14 protein-coding genes are annotated in these 16,101 nt (G+C 63.7%); 4 read left to right on the forward strand and 10 right to left on the reverse strand.

All coding sequences use genetic code 11. The features are described 5' to 3' along the window. Positions 1–262: 262 nt before the first annotated feature. On the reverse strand, positions 263–517 hold the full coding sequence (locus ACO06F_RS04675; RefSeq protein ID WP_421695526.1) for a Txe/YoeB family addiction module toxin: 255 nt from the start codon (positions 515–517) through the stop codon (positions 263–265). Next, positions 514–786, reverse strand: a complete 273-nt coding sequence (locus ACO06F_RS04680) for a type II toxin-antitoxin system Phd/YefM family antitoxin (RefSeq protein WP_421695527.1) — start codon at positions 784–786, stop codon at positions 514–516. The genes ACO06F_RS04675 and ACO06F_RS04680 overlap by 4 nt, the downstream gene beginning before the upstream one ends. A 1,145-nt stretch (positions 787–1,931) precedes the next feature. Between ACO06F_RS04680 and ACO06F_RS04685 the strand changes: the two genes are divergently transcribed. Then, on the forward strand, positions 1,932–2,357 hold the full coding sequence (locus ACO06F_RS04685) for a hypothetical protein (RefSeq protein ID WP_421695528.1): 426 nt from the start codon (positions 1,932–1,934) through the stop codon (positions 2,355–2,357). Between the two features lie 101 nt (positions 2,358–2,458). Here ACO06F_RS04685 and ACO06F_RS04690 read toward each other — a convergent pair whose 3' ends face one another. From ACO06F_RS04690 to ACO06F_RS04720, 7 genes are all read right to left on the reverse strand, one after another. Further along, positions 2,459–3,286: a PRC-barrel domain-containing protein gene (locus ACO06F_RS04690; RefSeq protein WP_421695529.1), complete on the reverse strand. Its 828-nt coding sequence runs from the start codon at positions 3,284–3,286 to the stop codon at positions 2,459–2,461. A 130-nt stretch (positions 3,287–3,416) separates the two neighbouring features. Beyond that, positions 3,417–3,899, reverse strand: coding sequence for a hypothetical protein (locus ACO06F_RS04695; RefSeq protein WP_421695530.1), 483 nt, complete (start codon positions 3,897–3,899; stop codon positions 3,417–3,419). A 9-nt stretch (positions 3,900–3,908) separates the two neighbouring features. Further along, a complete protein-coding gene (gene ndk, locus ACO06F_RS04700) occupies positions 3,909–4,331 on the reverse strand; it encodes a nucleoside-diphosphate kinase (protein ID WP_421695531.1) in 423 nt (140 codons plus the stop codon). An 84-nt stretch (positions 4,332–4,415) separates the two neighbouring features. After that, positions 4,416–6,317, reverse strand: a complete 1,902-nt coding sequence (locus ACO06F_RS04705; RefSeq protein ID WP_421695532.1) for an OmpA family protein — start codon at positions 6,315–6,317, stop codon at positions 4,416–4,418. A 142-nt stretch (positions 6,318–6,459) separates the two neighbouring features. Beyond that, positions 6,460–7,203: an amino acid ABC transporter ATP-binding protein gene (locus ACO06F_RS04710; RefSeq protein WP_421695533.1), complete on the reverse strand. Its 744-nt coding sequence runs from the start codon at positions 7,201–7,203 to the stop codon at positions 6,460–6,462. A gap of 5 nt (positions 7,204–7,208) precedes the next feature. Then, positions 7,209–8,363 carry an amino acid ABC transporter permease gene (locus ACO06F_RS04715; protein WP_421695534.1) on the reverse strand — a complete coding sequence of 385 codons (1,155 nt, stop codon included), beginning with the start codon at positions 8,361–8,363 and terminating at the stop codon, positions 7,209–7,211. A 45-nt stretch (positions 8,364–8,408) separates the two neighbouring features. Further along, complete coding sequence (locus tag ACO06F_RS04720) at positions 8,409–9,251, reverse strand: ABC transporter substrate-binding protein (protein WP_421695535.1); 843 nt, start codon at positions 9,249–9,251, stop codon at positions 8,409–8,411. Positions 9,252–9,394: 143 nt separating this feature from the next. On the opposite strand from ACO06F_RS04720, the gene ACO06F_RS04725 reads away from it, so the two are divergent. Next, the gene (locus ACO06F_RS04725) at positions 9,395–10,669 is read left to right on the forward strand and encodes an Hsp70 family protein (protein ID WP_421695536.1); all 1,275 of its coding nucleotides are present in this window, start codon (positions 9,395–9,397) and stop codon (positions 10,667–10,669) included. Continuing rightward, positions 10,666–11,397: a rhodanese-related sulfurtransferase gene (locus tag ACO06F_RS04730; RefSeq protein WP_421695537.1), complete on the forward strand. Its 732-nt coding sequence runs from the start codon at positions 10,666–10,668 to the stop codon at positions 11,395–11,397. The genes ACO06F_RS04725 and ACO06F_RS04730 overlap by 4 nt, the downstream gene beginning before the upstream one ends. Here the strand turns inward: ACO06F_RS04730 and ACO06F_RS04735 are convergent, their stop codons facing one another. Continuing rightward, positions 11,398–14,127 (reverse strand): phosphoenolpyruvate carboxylase, encoded by a 2,730-nt coding sequence (locus tag ACO06F_RS04735; RefSeq protein WP_421695538.1) that lies wholly within the window; start codon positions 14,125–14,127, stop codon positions 11,398–11,400. It lies immediately after the preceding gene. Positions 14,128–14,253: 126 nt separating this feature from the next. On the opposite strand from ACO06F_RS04735, the gene ACO06F_RS04740 reads away from it, so the two are divergent. Beyond that, positions 14,254–16,095, forward strand: a complete 1,842-nt coding sequence (locus ACO06F_RS04740; protein WP_421695539.1) for an ABC-F family ATP-binding cassette domain-containing protein — start codon at positions 14,254–14,256, stop codon at positions 16,093–16,095. Positions 16,096–16,101: the final 6 nt, after the last annotated feature.

Raw genomic sequence — 16,101 nt, forward strand, 5'->3', positions numbered from 1 at the left:
CACCCCAGCGAAGGCTGGGGCCCCGCTTCATGTCAGCACCTGCGGCAACCAAATCGGGATGCCAGCCTTCGCTGGCAAGACGGGCGAGGTTGAACCTGATCTCCGTTGAAAGCGCGCCGTTTTGCACTCCATCCGTTCCGTCACCCCAGCGAAGGCTGGGGTCCCGCTTCATGTCAGCCTGTGTGGCCACCAAAGCGGGATGCCAGCCTTCGCTGGCACAACGGGCGAGCTGTAAGTCGATCTCAGTTGAACGCGCGCCGCTCTAATAATGATACCGGCACTGCGCAATCTGCAGCGTGCCATCGACCGCCCGATAAACCAGCCGGTGCTCCTGCGTGATCCGGCGCGACCACCATCCGGAAAGCTCCCCCCGAAGCGGTTCCGGCTTGCCGATCCCCTGGAATGGGTTCCGGCTTGCATCCTTGATCAAGGCGTTGATCCGCTCCAGCGTCGTGCGGTCATTGGCCTGCCAGAACAGGTAATCCTCCCAGCCTTGCCCGGAGAACAACAGCTTCATTCGAAGAGCATGCGCTCCGTCCCGCTGCCCTCATCGAGTGAATCGACGGCCTGCTTCAGCCGGACCGCATTGGCCGGGCTCCGCAGCAAATGCAGCGTCTCCTCCCATGAGGTGAATTCCTCCAGCGACATCAAAACCGCAGCAGGCTTCCCCCGATCCCGCGTGATGATTACGGGTTCCCTGTCCTCCACCACCCTGTCGAGGGCGGATGCGAGATTCTTTCGGAGCTCGGAATAGGATGTGGTGCGCATAGACAGATATGTACCCATTCACGTACAATATTGCAAGCGGTTGCTTCTTCTTGGACGTCCGTGACCCCAGCAAAGGCTGGGGTCGCGCTTTATGTCAGCACGTGCCGCAACCAAGCGGGATGCCAGCCTTCGCTGGCATGACGGGCGAGCTGTAAGCCGATCTCAGCTGAACGCGCGCCGCTCTAATATTGATACCGGCACTGCGCAATCTGCAGCGTGCCATCGACCGTCCGATAAACCAGCCGACCGTTCCGTCACCCCAGCGAAGGCTGGGGTCCCGCTTTCTGTCAGCAGGTGCCGCCACCAAAGCGGGATGCCAGCCTTCGCTGGCATGACGGGCGAGCTGTAAGCCGATCTCAGCTGAACGCGCGCCGCTCTAATAATGATACCGGCACTGCGCAATCTGCAGCGTGCCATCGACCGTCCGATAAACCAGCCGACCGTTCCGTCACCCCAGCGAAGGCTGGGGTCCCGCTTTCTGTCAGCAGGTGCGGCCACCAAAGCGGGATGCCAGCCTTCGCTGGCATGACGGGCGAGGTTGAACCTGATCGCCGTTGAACGCGCGCCGTTTTGCACCCTATCCGTTCCGTCACTCCATCGAGCCCAAACGTCTCTCCTTGCTTTGCGAGGAACTTCAAGACGGACTCAATCCGTGAGTACTCTGACTCAGCTTCTCAACATTCCACGCTTGACTTTCTTCCTAACTTCCGCTAATACTCCTCCTCAGGCCAGTCCATGAGGAGGGGACGATGTCGACAGCGTCTCGAAATTGCGGAATGGCCGGCGGCACCTGCGGCAGGGTGGATACGCAACACTCTGCCCCGGGCGCAAAGGGCGGGACCCGGGGGCACTATGACCTCCGCGCCGAGAGGCATGCCGGGTGTTCCGAGGGAACATCGGGTAAGCGCCTTCCCCGAGCGACAAACGCCGCGCCGCCGCGCAAGCGGGCCGGGGCTTTCCCGAACCAGGGGGCCCTTCCGGCCCTCCGTTCCGAAACTCCGGTGAGACGGGCGCCTCGCGCCAATTTTCTTGCAATTGCATTGCGTGAGCCCCGGCTCCGGCATTCCCCTTCTCCGGCAGCACGCCGCGCCCGCGGGGATATCCGCGGGCGCGGCCCGCCATGACTCTTTTCCCAACACAGCAACGACGACACAGAGGATCACATGTTTCTTCACCCCGCCTGGATCGAGCGCGAGGCGCCGCTGGCGCGCTGCCCGCTGAACTCCTGCCGCCGCAGCGGCACCTGCTCCCATCAGGAGTCGCCCACGCCCTGCCGCCGCACCCATGAAACCAAGGACGCCGCCCGCAATGCGCTGGCTGACAAGATCGCGCGGCTGGCCGCCGAAATCATCGCCGAGAACCCCCACAACCGGCACCACGCGGAAGAGGGCACGCCGGAATTCAACCGCCGCCTCAAGCGGATGTATGACGGGATCCGCGCGGCGGATGAGGCGAATTCCGCCAGGCTGATGGAAGAGCGCCGCCTGAAGGGATCCGCCACCCCGGCGGCACCCGCCCCTCAAAAACCCCCACGCGCGAAGCCCAAGCGCCGCCCCGCCCGCGGCGGCGCACAGGCCGCGGCCACCTGATGCACAAAGGCCCGCACCGAACCCGGGGGAGTGGGCGCGGCACGGGCCTCAGGCATCACGGCAGAGGAGCCGCCCCCGAAGGGACGGCTCAGCTCCGCTGCTTACTGTTGCTGGGTCTGGCCAGCGCAGGCGGCGTTGGTGGAGTTGGCGGGCAGGCTGCAGTCAACGGAGCCTTCCGTGCCGCCGGAATTGGCGGCCGGTGCGGTGCCCGTTCCCGTGCCAGTGGTCGTGCCGGTGCCGGTCGTGGCGCCGGTGCCCGTGGCGGGCGCGGTGGTGGAGCCCGTCGCATCGGTGCCCGTACCCGTGGTGCCGGTGCCCGTGGCGGAGCCGGTCGTGTCCATGGTGGAGCCGGCGCCGGTGGTGGTGGTGGTGCCGTTGGCATAGCGGCGGTTGGCGCGGTCATAGCTCGGCGCATTGTTCAGCGCTTCCTTGCTGGTCTGCACCACCAGGCGCATCGCATCGCCATCCTGCACCATCTGGACGGCGCGGGTGTTCACCGCCACGTCCTTCTCGCCGATGCCGAGGAAGCCGCCGACGCCCAGGATCACGGCCTGGATCTCGCCGTCATTGGCGAGGATCAGGTCATTCACATCGCCGATGTTGTTGCCGGCCTGGTCGTAAACCGTCTTGCCGATGTAATCATTGGCGCTCATCACCTGAGAGCCGTTCAGGCGGTCTGCCGGAACGATCAGCTCGCTCGCGGTCATGGGCGTTGTGGAGGTGCCCGCGGCAGCTGTGGAATCGGTGGTGGTTGCGGTGCCAGCGCCCGTTGTCTTGTTGACGCCGGAGCAGGCCGGATCGTTCATATTGGCCTGCTGCGTACAATCAATGCCGCTGGCGCCTGTGGTGGTCGTGGCGTCCTGTGCGAAAGCCGGCGTGAAGACGAGGAGAGACAGCGCTGTGCTCAGCGCGAGAACGTGCTTGTTCATCGGTTTGATTCCCTGTGTTTGACGGCAGCCCTTGCGTGCCTGAGGAAGGAATGCGGTTGGTCCGCAATGGTTCCGCACAGGAAACGCCTTCAGCGCCGTTCACAGGTCAACGGCCGCTATGCCCAGAAGTTCACACGCCGATGGCAAAGCGCTGGTCGCGCGCGCGCAGAATATACCACACGATCAGCACGCCCACGGCCTTGCTGGCCAGCTCCGTGGTGAAGGCAGCCGGTGTCAAGTAACCCGCAAGATATTGGAAGGCCAGCGTATCGAGCGGGATTGCGAACAGGCTCGAGATCAGGATGCGCTGCGAAAGCGGCCGGCGCAGGAAGGAGTAGACACCCCAATCCGCCGTCTCGGACAGGATGAAGGCGGTGATCGAGGCCACCGCAATCGCCGGGTCCACCATGAACCAGGTGAGAACGCCCGCGGCGGCCGTGGCGAAGAGGATGTAGTGGCCCACCTCGCGCTGCGCATAGTCGCGCAGCACGAAGATGAAACCGACCACCACATTGGCAAGATAGAGGTCGCCCATCGGCGTGTGCCACGGTGCGATGGCCGTGAACATCCAGTTCACGGCCACGATCGAAGCGACGTAGAAGACGACCCACATGAGAGGTGCTTAGCCTGTGATTTCCTCAGGCTTGAACACCTGAGAGATCTCGATCTTTGCATTCTCGGCCGAGTCCGAGCCATGCACCGAATTGGCCTCGATCGACTCGGCGAATTCCTTGCGGATGGTTCCCGCGGCGGCGTTGGCGGGGTTGGTGGCGCCCATCACTTCGCGGTACTTGGCAACCGCGTTCTCGCCCTCGAGCACCTGCACGACGACGGGGCCGGAGATCATGAAGCTCACGAGATCGTTAAAGAAAGGGCGCTCCTTGTGAACGCCGTAGAAGGCTTCAGCTTCAGCCTTCCCCCACTTGACGCGCTTCTGCGCGACGATGCGCAGTCCCGCGCCCTCGATCTTGGCGTTGATGGCGCCCGTCAGGTTGCGGCGGGTCGCGTCCGGCTTGATGATCGAGAAGGTGCGTTCGATGGCCATGAAAATCCTCGTGTTCTGGAACGTGAAACGGATGGGCCGCCGTATAGCGGCGGCCCATCACAGTTGCAAGCTCCGGCTCAGGCGTCAGTTCACCTGGCCCACCAGGGAGGTGATGCGCGCGAGCGACACGCGGCGGTTCTCCGCCTCCGGCTGGCTGGTCGGGATCTTGAGATACCGCTCGCCCAGGCCCACGGTCTTGAGGTTGTCGGCCGGGATCACATAATAGGTGACGAGCGCTTCCTTCACCGCCAGCGCCCGCTCCCGGGAGAGCTTGAGGTTCGCGGCATCGGAACCCACCGCATCGGTGTGGCCTTCGATCAGGAAGACCTCTTCGGGGTGCTTGGCCAGGATCTGCTCCAGCACCTGGGCGATGCGGTCCAGCTTGTCGATCTCCTCCTCGCGCAGGAAGCCTTCGCCGAAGCCGAAATGCACCGTGTCGATCTCGATCCGCGCCACGGCGTTGCGCGCATCGGGCGATTGCTCGATCTCATCCAGCGTGTAGCGGCGCTCGATCTTGCGGCGCGGCGGCGCGGAAAGCACATCGGCGATCTCGTTATCCTCCACCTCCGCGGCGAACACGTCGTCCGGGATCTCGCGCCCCGGGTCATAGTCATCCTCCACGTCGATGTCATAGTTATACTGCATCTCGCCGGAGCGGAGCCGGGCCTCGCGCTGGCCGCGCTCTTCGATCATCTGGCGGCGCAGGTAGCGGCGGTCATCCTCCATCTGGCGGCGCCACATCTCGCGCTCTTCCATGCTGTAACGGTCATCGCCCACCACATCACGGTAGACGTCAATGCGGCGGACGAGCTGCCGGTCATCGAGCTCGCGCGGCGGGCGGCGATCACCCAGGATCACGCGGATATCGACGTTGGTGTTGCCACCGCCCATTCCATTGCCATTGCCGTTGCCGTTCCCATTGCCGTTGTTGGGGCGCGGCGGCTTGCCGCCACTGCCCGGCTGCGGCGGCTGCTGGGCCTGCTGGCCCGGTGGCGGCATGGGGGGAGCACCCTCGTCCACGGCCACGTCGTTGCGGAGCACGTTCCGCTCCTGCGCCAGCTTGTTGCGCAGCGCCTCGCTCGTTGCAGGGGTAAGCGCGTTGGAGCCGAGAAGATCGCGGATGCGCGACAGGCGCTGGCGCAGCTCCCTGCGCTTCATGCTGCGCACATCCACAGTGTCATTGAGGAGGGCCTGCGCCTGCTGCTCCAGCGCCGGGTTCACCTTGCTGGCCTGCTCGGGCGGCTGTCCAGGCTGCGGCTGCGGGGGAGGTGGCGGCTGGGCGGCACCGGTCTGCGGCACGGGCGGCTGCGGGGTGACACCGAGCTGCGGTTCAGGCTTGGGCGGCGGCTGCTGCACCTGCTGCTGGTCACTGGGCTGAGCCTTCAGGGCGGCGCGGGCATCGCGGATCACATTCCTGAGCGCCCGGCGCTGATCCGGCGGCAGGCCTTCGGTGGCCGCCAGCTGCGTTGCCCGCTGCATCTGCTGCTGGAGTTCAGCGGGCGACAGCTGGTCAGCCGGGCGAACGGAGGCGAGGAAGGCCGCAACCTCATCAGATTGGGCCTGAGCGGGCGCTGCAGGCGCCGGGGCGGGCGCGGGTTCGGGTGCGGCCTGCTGCTCGGGCTGGGGCTTGGGCGGAGGCGGAGGCGCTGCCTGCTGCTCGGGTTCCGGCTGCGGCGGCGGGGGCTCCGCCTGCTGCTCCGTCTGTTTCTTCCGCCGCTTCGTCGGCTGCGGCGCAGCCTCTTCGGCCTGCGGCTGGGCGGGTGCTTCGGCCTCTGCCGGCGGCAGCGGCGGCTCCTCGAGCTTCGGCTCGGGGTTCACCTGCTCGGGCACCGGCGCGGGCGGGATCACCACCTCGGGCGGCGCTGCAGGGTCAGTCTCCGCCTGGGCCAGCAGAACGGGACGTTCAGTAACGCCGGCCTGTGCCGAACTCGCGGCTGCAAACAGTCCCAGAGCCAGAAGGCTCGCGTGGACGGGAGAAAATTTCATTCCTACACTCCGCTGGATATGGCGAAAGCACGAAACGTGCAACCGCCGGTCAATGTTCCAATGATCGGATGTGCGGATGTCGGAAATGAGGGGGCATTGCGATCACCTCGCCACAAGACTGAACGCCCGATGAACAAGACCGTTAAAGCCTGCCAGCCTCGATGATGCGCTTCAGAAAGGCCCTTGTGCGCTCTTCGCGCGGGTCGCCGAAGATCTGCGCCGGGGGGCCCTCCTCATGGACCACGCCCTCGGAGAGAAAGCACACCTTGGAGGCCACTTCCCGGGCAAAGCCCATTTCATGGGTGGCCAGCAGCATGGTCATGCCCTGCCCCGCCAGATCGCGGACGATGTTCAGCACCTCGGACACAAGTTCGGGGTCAAGGGCGGAGGTGATCTCGTCCAGCAGCATCACCTTGGGTTCCATGGCAAGTGCCCGCACAATTGCCACGCGCTGCTGCTGGCCGCCCGAGAGCCGGTCGGGATATTCCTTCGCCTTGGCCTCGAGGCCGATGCGCTTCAGCAGCGCCATGGCCTTTGCCTCGGCCTCCGCGCGGTCCACCTTCTGAACCTTGAGGGGCGCCAGCGTCACGTTCTCCAGCACGCTCATATGCGGAAACAGGTTGAAACTCTGGAACACGATGCCGACGTTGCGGCGGAGATTATTCACATCCACGCCGGGGCCCGAAACGCGGTCATTCATCAGCCGGATCTCGCCGCCCTGGATCTTCTCCAGCCCGTTGATGCAGCGGAGCAGCGTGGACTTGCCGCAGCCGGACGCGCCGATGAGGCACACCACCTGGTGCTCGTTCACCGTCAGGTTCACGCCGCGCAGCACCTTGATGGGACCGAATTCCTTCTCGACGTTGCGGATCTCGAGGAAAGACATAGGGTTCAGCCTCCCGCCCGCATGCGCGCATTGTCGCGCTCGATCAGGCGGTCGACGAAACGGGCCTGGGGAATGGTGATGACGACGAAGAGAATGGCCACGATGGTGACGGCCGAGAGATTGAAGGCATTGGCCGCAATGATGCGTGACTGGTTGAAGGCATCGATCACGCCCACCACCTGCACGAGGGCCGTGTCCTTCTGCAAGCCGATGAAATCATTGAGGAGCGGCGCCATGATGCGGCGCACCGCCTGCGGCACGACCACGTAGCGCATGGTCTGCATGTAGGAGAGACCGAGGGAGCGCGCGGCCGAAACCTGGCTCCAGTGGATCGACTCGATGCCGGAGCGGTAGACCTCCGCCACATAGGCGCCATAGGTGAGGGTCAGCGCCAGAATGCACCACCAGGTGACGGGGATCCGGGTCAGCGAGCGCTGCTCGGCAACCGACATCGAAGACAGGTCAACGAACTGCCCCACGATATGCGGCACGATGAGATCGGGCAGACCTGAGGTGGGGATGCCGAAGCCGATCAGGTAGAGCGTCACGATGGCTGGAAGCCCACGGAAGACGTCACAATAGACAATGGCGAGGGCGCGGATGGGCTGGCCGGCCTTCCCCGGCATGAGGCGTGCGAGCGCCACGACGAGGCCCCACACCAGCACCAGCGCCTCTGCCACCACGAAAATGAAGATATTGTTGAGAATGAACTGCTTGGTGACCTGCCACCATTTTTGCTCCATCAGCGGCAGGTAGAAGAAGGTCTTGCCCACGGCCACGTCATTCATCATCACGAAGACGCCGAAGCCCAGGGCGATGAGGGCGAAGGCGCCCCATCCGAACGTCACCCAGCCGTTCTCGCGCGAAGCCGCAGTCTGGATGCGGGCTTCCACGATGTCGCCGGAGGCTAGCGCGGCGCTGGCCTTGCGCGACTGGGAAAAGGAACGGAAAGCGGGCAGGAACAGCAGCGCCGTGGCGGCGATGGTGATCCAGAACACCCACTGCCAAAAATCCCGCATCACGCCCAGATATTCGAGCGAAGACCGGATCAGATGCGTCGCGCTGTAGGCCGCTATGGTGCACAAGCCTGCAAACAGCAAGGCTGCCAGAGCAAGGCCGTCGGCACGCTGCGGCAAGGGGTGGGAACTGTGTTTTTTCACGTCAGGGGGAATTGTCCCCGCCAGTCACTGGCGGGGACGTGATCGTCAGGGGTTGAAATAGGGAACGGCAGCCGGGTCCCTGCCCCAGGCAGCGGCAAGGTACTTGGCACCCAGCTTCGTGATCGTCCCGTCATCGATCATCGATTGAATGATCTTGTCGAGCGTGGCGTTGTTGGGATTTCCCTTCGGGTAGATGGCGCCATAGGATTCGCCTGTCTTGTATTGACCGACGACGTCCACCTTCTCCGGATTGGCGACGACTTCGGCGAGCACGATCGAGGTGTCAGTGATCGCCACATCGGTCTGGCCGGCGCGCAGGGCCGCGAACATATCGCCCTGGTCTGGGTAGACCTGAACGTCAGTGATGCCGAGCTTGTCCTGCACGAAGGCCGCACCCGTCGTTGCCTGCTGCACGCCGATCTTGGCGGTCTTGATCGACTTTTCGTCAACCGGCGCATCCTTGCGCGTCAGCACGCCGATGTCGGAGCTGAAATAGGGTACGGAGAAGTCGTGAATCTTCTTGCGCTCGTCGGTGATCGAGATTTCGGACATGGCGAGATCGAAGCCATCGGTCTGTCCGGCGATCAATGCGTCCCAGCCCACATTCACGACCTCGAGCTTGTCGTAACCCGCGCGCCAGGCGATCTCGGCGGCCATACAATATTCCATGCCGTCCTTGATGGCTTCCGGCGTGTCGCCATTCCACCAGATGGGTGCCGGCAGCGAAACTTCCACCGTGAGTTGGCCGGCCTTCGCCGGGCTGGCGATGGGGATCGACCCCTTCTCGCCGGTCACTTCGCAATTGCCGATCATGTTGGCGGCAGAGGCCGGAAGGCTGAACGCCAGCAAAGCGGCGGCTGCCAGCAGAATGCGTTTAGATAAAACCATGTTGCTTGCTCCCTGATTATTTTACGCCTGGAACAAATAGACGGGAAAACGCCCCCGAGAGCAAGAGGCAAGGCATTTAGGCCAAGACACGGGACATAAAATTAAGTAAAGCCCCGCCTCTCATTTCAGACCGGATTACAAGCATGGATGCGATTGGCATCGATTTTGGCACGACCAACACGGTCTTCGCCTTCCCTGAGGGCAAGGGCGGGGCGCGCGTTCATGGGTTCACCCGTGATGGCGAGGTGTTGGAAGCGCTGCGCACCACGCTCTCGTTCCGCCGCAACCCGATTTCCGGCGGCAGGCCCGTGGCGGAAGCAGGGCCCTGGGCTATCCAGGATTTCACGGAACAGCCGGAAGAGACGCGCTTTCTCCAGTCTTTCAAGTCCTTCGCCGCCAGCGCCTCTTTCACGGATACTGCGGTTTTCACCACCCGCTATCGCTTTGAGGGTCTGATGGCGTCCTATCTCGGCAGGCTGAAGGAGCATGGCGCGATCGAGCGATTCCCGAGGCGGCTTGCGATCGGCCGCCCGGTGACATTTGCCGGGCAGAGCCCGGATGATGCGCTGGCGCAGCGAAGATATGCCGCCGCTCTTTCTTCCCTCGGCTTTGAACAGGTCACTTATGTTCTGGAGCCGGTCGCGGCGGCCCATTTCTATGCCCAGCGGCTCACGCGGGACGCGGTCATCCTGGTTGCCGATCTGGGTGGCGGCACCAGCGATTTCTCGGTCCTGCGCTTCAGGGCCGGAGGCGGCTCGGCAGAAGCGCTCTCCCACACCGGCATCGGCGTTGCCGGCGACAATTTCGATTTCCGGATCATCGATCATGTGGTCTCCCCCCGCCTCGGCAAGAATGCAAGCTATGTGAGCTGGGGGAAAACCCTGCCGGTGCCGAAGCATTACTTTGCCAGCTTCTCGCGCTGGAACGAGCTGTGCCTCATGCAGCGGCCGGATGTGCTGCGCGAATTGCGGGAGCTTGCCCGCACCAGTTCGTCGCGCGATCAGCTTTTAAGCCTTGTCGACCTGATTGAAGGCGGTGTGAGCTATGAGCTTTACCGCGCGGTCTCCCGCGCCAAGGCAGCGCTCACCTTGCAGCCCCAAGTGCCCTTCAACTTCAACATGTCTGGCGTGAGCATCGACACCACAATTCAGCGCAGCGATTTCGAAAGCTGGATCGCGCCGGACCTCGAAAGGATCGGCACCAAGGCTGATGAGGCGCTGTCGAAGGCAGGCCTCGGTCTGGGTGACATTGACCGGGTGTTCCTCACCGGGGGAACGTCCTTCGTCCCCGCAGTGCGCCAGCTGTTCGAGAAACGGTTTCCAACAGACCGGATCGACGCGGGCGAGCAATTGCTTTCGATCGCCAAGGGGCTCGCCCTCATTGCGGGTTCGGATGAAATGGAGCGCTGGGCTGCATGAGCCGGATTGCCGTCAGCGCCTTCTACAAATTCGTGGAGCTGCCGGATTTCGCCGCACTGCGCCCTGCTCTGCTTGCCGCAGCGCAGGCCCATGGAATTCGCGGAACGATCCTGCTGGCGCCAGAGGGCATCAACGGCACGATTGCTGGTGAAGCCCACGCACTTGCCCAGATGATGGGCTTCCTCCGCAGCCTGACCGGCCTCGGCGATCTCGAAAGCAAAGAGTCTCATGCGGAGCAGATGCCCTTCAAGCGCCTGAAGGTGCGGCTCAAGAAGGAGATTGTGACCATGGGCGTTCCGGGCCTGCGCCCGGCAGAGATGGCCGGGGCGTATGTGGAGCCCAAAGACTGGAATGCGCTCATCTCCAACCAAGACGTTCTGGTGATCGACACGCGCAACAGCTTCGAATTCCAGGCGGGGACCTTCACCAACGCCGTGGACCCCGGCACGAACAGCTTTGGCGAGTTTCCAGCCTATGTTGCGCGCACGCTTCACTCCGAGAAGGATCGCCCCATTGCCATGTTCTGCACCGGCGGCATCCGCTGCGAAAAGGCAACGAGCTATCTCCGCGCGCAAGGCTTCTCGAAGGTCTACCACCTCAAGGGCGGCATTCTCAAATATCTCGAAACCATCCCGCGCGAACAAAGCCTGTGGCAGGGCTCATGCTTCGTCTTTGACGAACGCGAAGGCCTGGGCCATGGGCTTGCAATCGAAAAGCCTGAGGGCTGATCAGCCAGTCCAGCCCAAGCCCGCCGCCACGCAATTCATGGTCATCAGCAGCGGCATCATCAGTTTCTCGCCACCCTGCCCGCGGCGCGTATCCTGAAGGAGCTGCACCTGCCAGCGGTTTGCCTGGTCGACCATGGGCCGCACACGCTCGAAACGGCGCTGCAGGCCTTCAAAACGCTCGCACAGGCGCTTCTCGCCGGTGAGTTCAAGGATCGTGCGCGCGGTGCGCCCGTGTTCATGGCGGATCAGCGCGAACAGCCGCTCGGCCGCCGTGCGGTCCGTGACCAGTGCAGCATATTGCTCCGCCACATTCATGTCCGCCAGGTAGAGGGACTTCTCGACCTCATCCACCGCCAGCCGGAAGCCGCGGGACTTGGCATACATATCACGCAGAAGCCGCATTCCGTCTCCGCCACGCGGCACAAGGAAATCGTCGAGCGCATAGCCAAGCCCATACCAGCCGGTGAGCAGATGGCGGTTCTGGCTCCAGGCGAAGACCCAGGGAATGGCGCGCAGATCGCCAATGCCCTTGGCCCCGAAACGCCGCGCGGGTCTTGAGCCCAGCTTGAGATTGGCGAGTTCTTCCACGGGCGAGGCCTGGTGGAAGTAATCGAGCAGGGACTTGTCTTCCGCAAGCTTGCGGTAATGCCGGAAGGAGGCCTGCGCGATCCATTCGACCGCACTCTGGTGTTCGGGGTTCACCTTCAGCTCAGGCTCGTCGATGGATTTGAGGCTATGGACGAAGACCGACGCCGCGAGGATTTCGAGATTGTGCTGCGCGGTTCCGCGGTTGGCGAATTTTGAGGAGACGACCTCGCCCTGCTCCGTGACCCGCATATGTCCGTCGATGGTGCCTGCGGGCTGCGCCGCAATGGCCCGGCCCGTCGGCGCACCCCCGCGGCTCACCGAGCCGCCGCGGCCATGGAAGAAGCTGATCGAGACGCCGGCATCCCGGCCAATGCGGATCAACCTCCGCTGCGCCTCGAACAGCTCGAAGCTGGCGCAGAAGAAGCCACCATCCTTGTTGGAATCCGAATAGCCGAGCATCACCTCCTGGCGGCCGCCATGGGACGCGATTGAACTCTTCACCATCGGGTGCGCCAGTAGCTCCGTCATGATCTGCGGCGCTGCGCGCAGGTCATCGATGGTTTCGAACAGCGGCACCACGCGGATGCGGCAGGTCTCGCGCGCCGTCTCGTCCGAGAACAGACCGCTGAACTTGGCGAGAAGGTAGAGGCCCAGTACGTCAGCGGCACTCTGTGTCATTGACAGGATGAAGGCACCAATCGCCTGTGGGTCGGGCCCGTCGATCGTATCACGGACGAGGTCCAGCAGGCTCAGCAATTCCCGCGCCTCGTCGGACATGCCGCGGAACCGCGGCAGGAAGCCCAGAGGCTTCGCCAGCTCCGCCTCGATCCAGGCCTGCCACTCGGCTGAACCGGACTGCGGGCCTTCGCCTTCTTCGAGCGGATTGAGCTTGCGCCAGATTTCCTGCAGCACGCGATTGATCACAGTGGTGTTCTGGCGAATATCGAGACTCACCGTTCGGAAACCGAAGGTCTCCACCTCCCAGCGCACCGGCCGCACCATGGAGGACGCAATGGAAACCGCCTGCATCTGGGCCAGCGCCTCTTCAGCCGCCAGCAGTTCCGCAATCAGCTCGTCCGTGTCGAGGGGCTGGAAGCCCGCGCCCCGCGGCGCATCTGAGAAGGTCAAGGCGAGGCGCAATTTTAGTGCTGTGAAGAACTGGCGAAACGGCTCATGGGCGTTCCGGGTGCTGATGGCGCCCCCATCGCCCGAGCGCTCGATCTGCCGCGCCACGCGGTCCAAAAAGGCAGCCGGGAAGGCGATTTCCTGGGAGGAAAGGGAGACGAGCTGCGCCAGATCATTCAGCCGCTGTTCGAGCCGGGCGACAATGGCGCTGCGGTTCTCCTTCAGCGCATAGCGCGTCACATCGACGGTGACGAAGGGATTGCCGTCCCGGTCACCGCCGATCCAGGAGGAATAGCGCAAGGGTGGCCGAACGCGGGATGGGGTTTCCGGGTAGTGGCGCTGGAGTGCGGCCTCCAGCAGGTCGCACAGGCTCACCGTGCGGTCGAACAGGGTCTCGCGGAAAAAGTGAAGGCCCCAGTGGATCTCCTGCTCCACCGTCGGCTTCTCGAGCCTGATCTCTCCGGTGAGCCACAGGAGGTCGATCTCGTTCCGCAGCGCCTTCAGCAGCTGCACCCGCTCGCGCGGCGTCCAGCGCGGACTCTCGAGCTCATAGAGCTTCAGGTAAATGCGGCGGTGTATCTCCAGCACCGTCACCCGCTTGGCCTCCGTCGGGTGCGCGGTGATGGTGGGCTGCACATTGATCGTGTCCAGCGCAGTCTGCACATCCTCGGGCGAGACATTGGCAGCGGCCACCGTCGCGAAGGCGTGGGAGAAGGAGCCGGGCACTTGGTCCGGCCCGCTGCGGGTCTCCATCTGGCGCCGGTTGCGCATTGCAGCATTTTCCTCGGCAATGTTGAGGAGCTGCAGCCAGATTCCAATCACCTGGAGCGCGTGTTCGATCAAATCCGGGCTGAGGCTTGAGGCGTTTGCGGGCTCGTCAATGACGGCCAATACACGCGGCTCGCGCAATTTGATCACCTGGCGCAGCAGATCCCGCAGCATCATGGTGATTTCGTCGAGATAGGCGCTGTCCACCGGACCCGATGCCGCCGCCCTGGCGATGGTTACGTTCGACACCTGATGTGCGCTCCTCAGTTCCCCTCAGAACTTGTGCGGTGCAGCAGAGTGCGAGTCAATACCGTTTTGGGGTCACTGGCCTTAGGTACATGACAGCGCGGGCGGCGCCCGCTACAAGCCCCCGCCATGTTGCATATCAATGGACTGACATACAGGATCGGCGGACGCCTTCTGCTCGATGACGCCTCGGTTGCCGTGCCCGAGGGCCACAAGGTGGGGATCGTCGGGCGCAATGGCGTGGGCAAATCCACCCTGTTCCGCCTGATCCTGGGCGAGATCCCGTCGGAGTCCGGCACCGCGACGCTGCCGCGCAATGCCCGGATTGGAACCGTCGCCCAGGAGGCGCCCGGCGGGCCTGAGAGTCTCATTGCCACCGTCATGGCGGGCGATGCGGAGCTCTCGTCGCTTCTGGCCGAAGCCGAAACGGCAACCGATCCGCACCGGATTGCCGAAATCCAGATCCGCCTGGCGGACATCGATGCCCACAGTGCGGAGGCGCGCGCCGCCATCCTGCTCACTGGCCTCGGCTTCTCGGAAGAGCGCCAGCAGGGCCCGTGCTCCGCCCTCTCGGGCGGCTGGCGCATGCGCGTTGCGCTTGCGGCAGCGCTGTTCGCGAAACCCGATGTGCTGCTGCTTGACGAGCCCACCAACTATCTCGATCTCGAAGGCTCGATCTGGCTCAAGACATTCATCCGCGATTATCCGCACACCATCGTGCTGATCAGCCATGACCGTGACCTGCTGAACGAAGCGGTGGATGACATCCTCCATCTGGAGCGCGGCAAGCTCACGCTCTACCAGGGCAATTATGACAGCTTCGAGCGCCAGCGCCGCGAGAAGCAGGCGCTCACCGTGAAGCTCAAGAAGAAGCAGGAAGAGCAGCGCGCGCACATGATGGAGTTCGTGGACCGCTTCCGCTACAAGGCGTCCAAGGCCCGCCAGGCGCAAAGCCGCCTCAAAGCACTGTCGAAGCTCGAGCCCATCGCCGAGCTGGTGAACGACCACGTCGCACCCTTTTTCTTTCCAAATCCCGAACGGGCGATCGCGCCTCCACTCGTCAAATGGGACAAGGTGAGCGTCGGCTATGCCGAGAACCAGCCGGTCTTGCGCAACATCACGCTCAGGCTCGATCCTGAGGACCGGATCGCGCTCCTGGGCTCGAACGGCAATGGCAAGTCCACTTTCGCCAAGCTGCTCTGCGGCAAGCTTGCCGCCATGTCCGGCGAAATGGCATCGCCCGCACGGCTCACGGTGGGCTATTTCGCCCAACACCAGCTGGATGAAGTCTCGCCCGATCGCACGCCCTATTCCTATTTCGCCGAGCTGATGCCGGATGAGCCCGAGTCGAAACGCCGCGCCAAGTTGGGCGCCTATGGGTTTGGCGCCGCACTCGCTGACTCGCGCTGCGAAACGCTGTCAGGCGGCGAAAAAGCCCGCCTGCTCTTTGCGCTCGCAGCCTTCCACGCGCCCCACATCCTGGTACTGGACGAGCCGACGAACCATCTGGACGTTGACAGCCGAGAAGCGCTCATCATGGCAATCAATGAATATGAAGGTGCTGTCATTCTGATCAGCCACGACCGGCACATTATCGAAACCTGTGTGGATGAGCTCTGGCTGGTTTATGACGGCACCGTGAAGCGCTTCGATGGCGACATGGAGGATTACACCCGCCTGGTTCTGGACCGCGCCCGTGAGTCGCGCCGCGCCCTGCGGGCGCCCAAGCCTGTCCAGGTGGAAGCCGCGCCGAGGCCAACGCCCGCCTCCACCCAGAAGGCCGTGGACAAGCTAGACCGCAAGATGAGCGACCTGCGCTCCAAGATCGACATCCTGGACAAGGCGTTGTCAGACCCTGAACTCTTTTCCAAGGAAGCGAAGAAAGCGGCAGACTTCAGCAAGCTCAGATCGAAACTTGCAGCGGAACTGAGCGATCTCGAAAACCAGTGGCTTGAGGCGCAGCTGAACTAGGAAGAG

Origin of the sequence: Aestuariivirga sp., assembly GCF_965227715.1 — a bacterium.
GTDB lineage: Bacteria > Pseudomonadota > Alphaproteobacteria > Rhizobiales > Aestuariivirgaceae > Aestuariivirga.

What these genes read in the sequence shown, in the direction of transcription:
- ACO06F_RS04675 (WP_421695526.1), bottom strand. Translation starts at nt 517, where the DNA reads ATGAAGCTGTTGTTCTCCGGGCAAGGCTGGGAGGATTACCTGTTCTGG.
- ACO06F_RS04680 (WP_421695527.1), bottom strand. Translation starts at nt 786, where the DNA reads ATGGGTACATATCTGTCTATGCGCACCACATCCTATTCCGAGCTCCGA.
- ACO06F_RS04685 (WP_421695528.1), top strand. Translation starts at nt 1,932, where the DNA reads ATGTTTCTTCACCCCGCCTGGATCGAGCGCGAGGCGCCGCTGGCGCGC.
- ACO06F_RS04690 (WP_421695529.1), bottom strand. Translation starts at nt 3,286, where the DNA reads ATGAACAAGCACGTTCTCGCGCTGAGCACAGCGCTGTCTCTCCTCGTC.
- ACO06F_RS04695 (WP_421695530.1), bottom strand. Translation starts at nt 3,899, where the DNA reads ATGTGGGTCGTCTTCTACGTCGCTTCGATCGTGGCCGTGAACTGGATG.
- ndk (WP_421695531.1), bottom strand. Translation starts at nt 4,331, where the DNA reads ATGGCCATCGAACGCACCTTCTCGATCATCAAGCCGGACGCGACCCGC.
- ACO06F_RS04705 (WP_421695532.1), bottom strand. Translation starts at nt 6,317, where the DNA reads ATGAAATTTTCTCCCGTCCACGCGAGCCTTCTGGCTCTGGGACTGTTT.
- ACO06F_RS04710 (WP_421695533.1), bottom strand. Translation starts at nt 7,203, where the DNA reads ATGTCTTTCCTCGAGATCCGCAACGTCGAGAAGGAATTCGGTCCCATC.
- ACO06F_RS04720 (WP_421695535.1), bottom strand. Translation starts at nt 9,251, where the DNA reads ATGGTTTTATCTAAACGCATTCTGCTGGCAGCCGCCGCTTTGCTGGCG.
- ACO06F_RS04725 (WP_421695536.1), top strand. Translation starts at nt 9,395, where the DNA reads ATGGATGCGATTGGCATCGATTTTGGCACGACCAACACGGTCTTCGCC.
- ACO06F_RS04730 (WP_421695537.1), top strand. Translation starts at nt 10,666, where the DNA reads ATGAGCCGGATTGCCGTCAGCGCCTTCTACAAATTCGTGGAGCTGCCG.
- ACO06F_RS04740 (WP_421695539.1), top strand. Translation starts at nt 14,254, where the DNA reads ATGTTGCATATCAATGGACTGACATACAGGATCGGCGGACGCCTTCTG.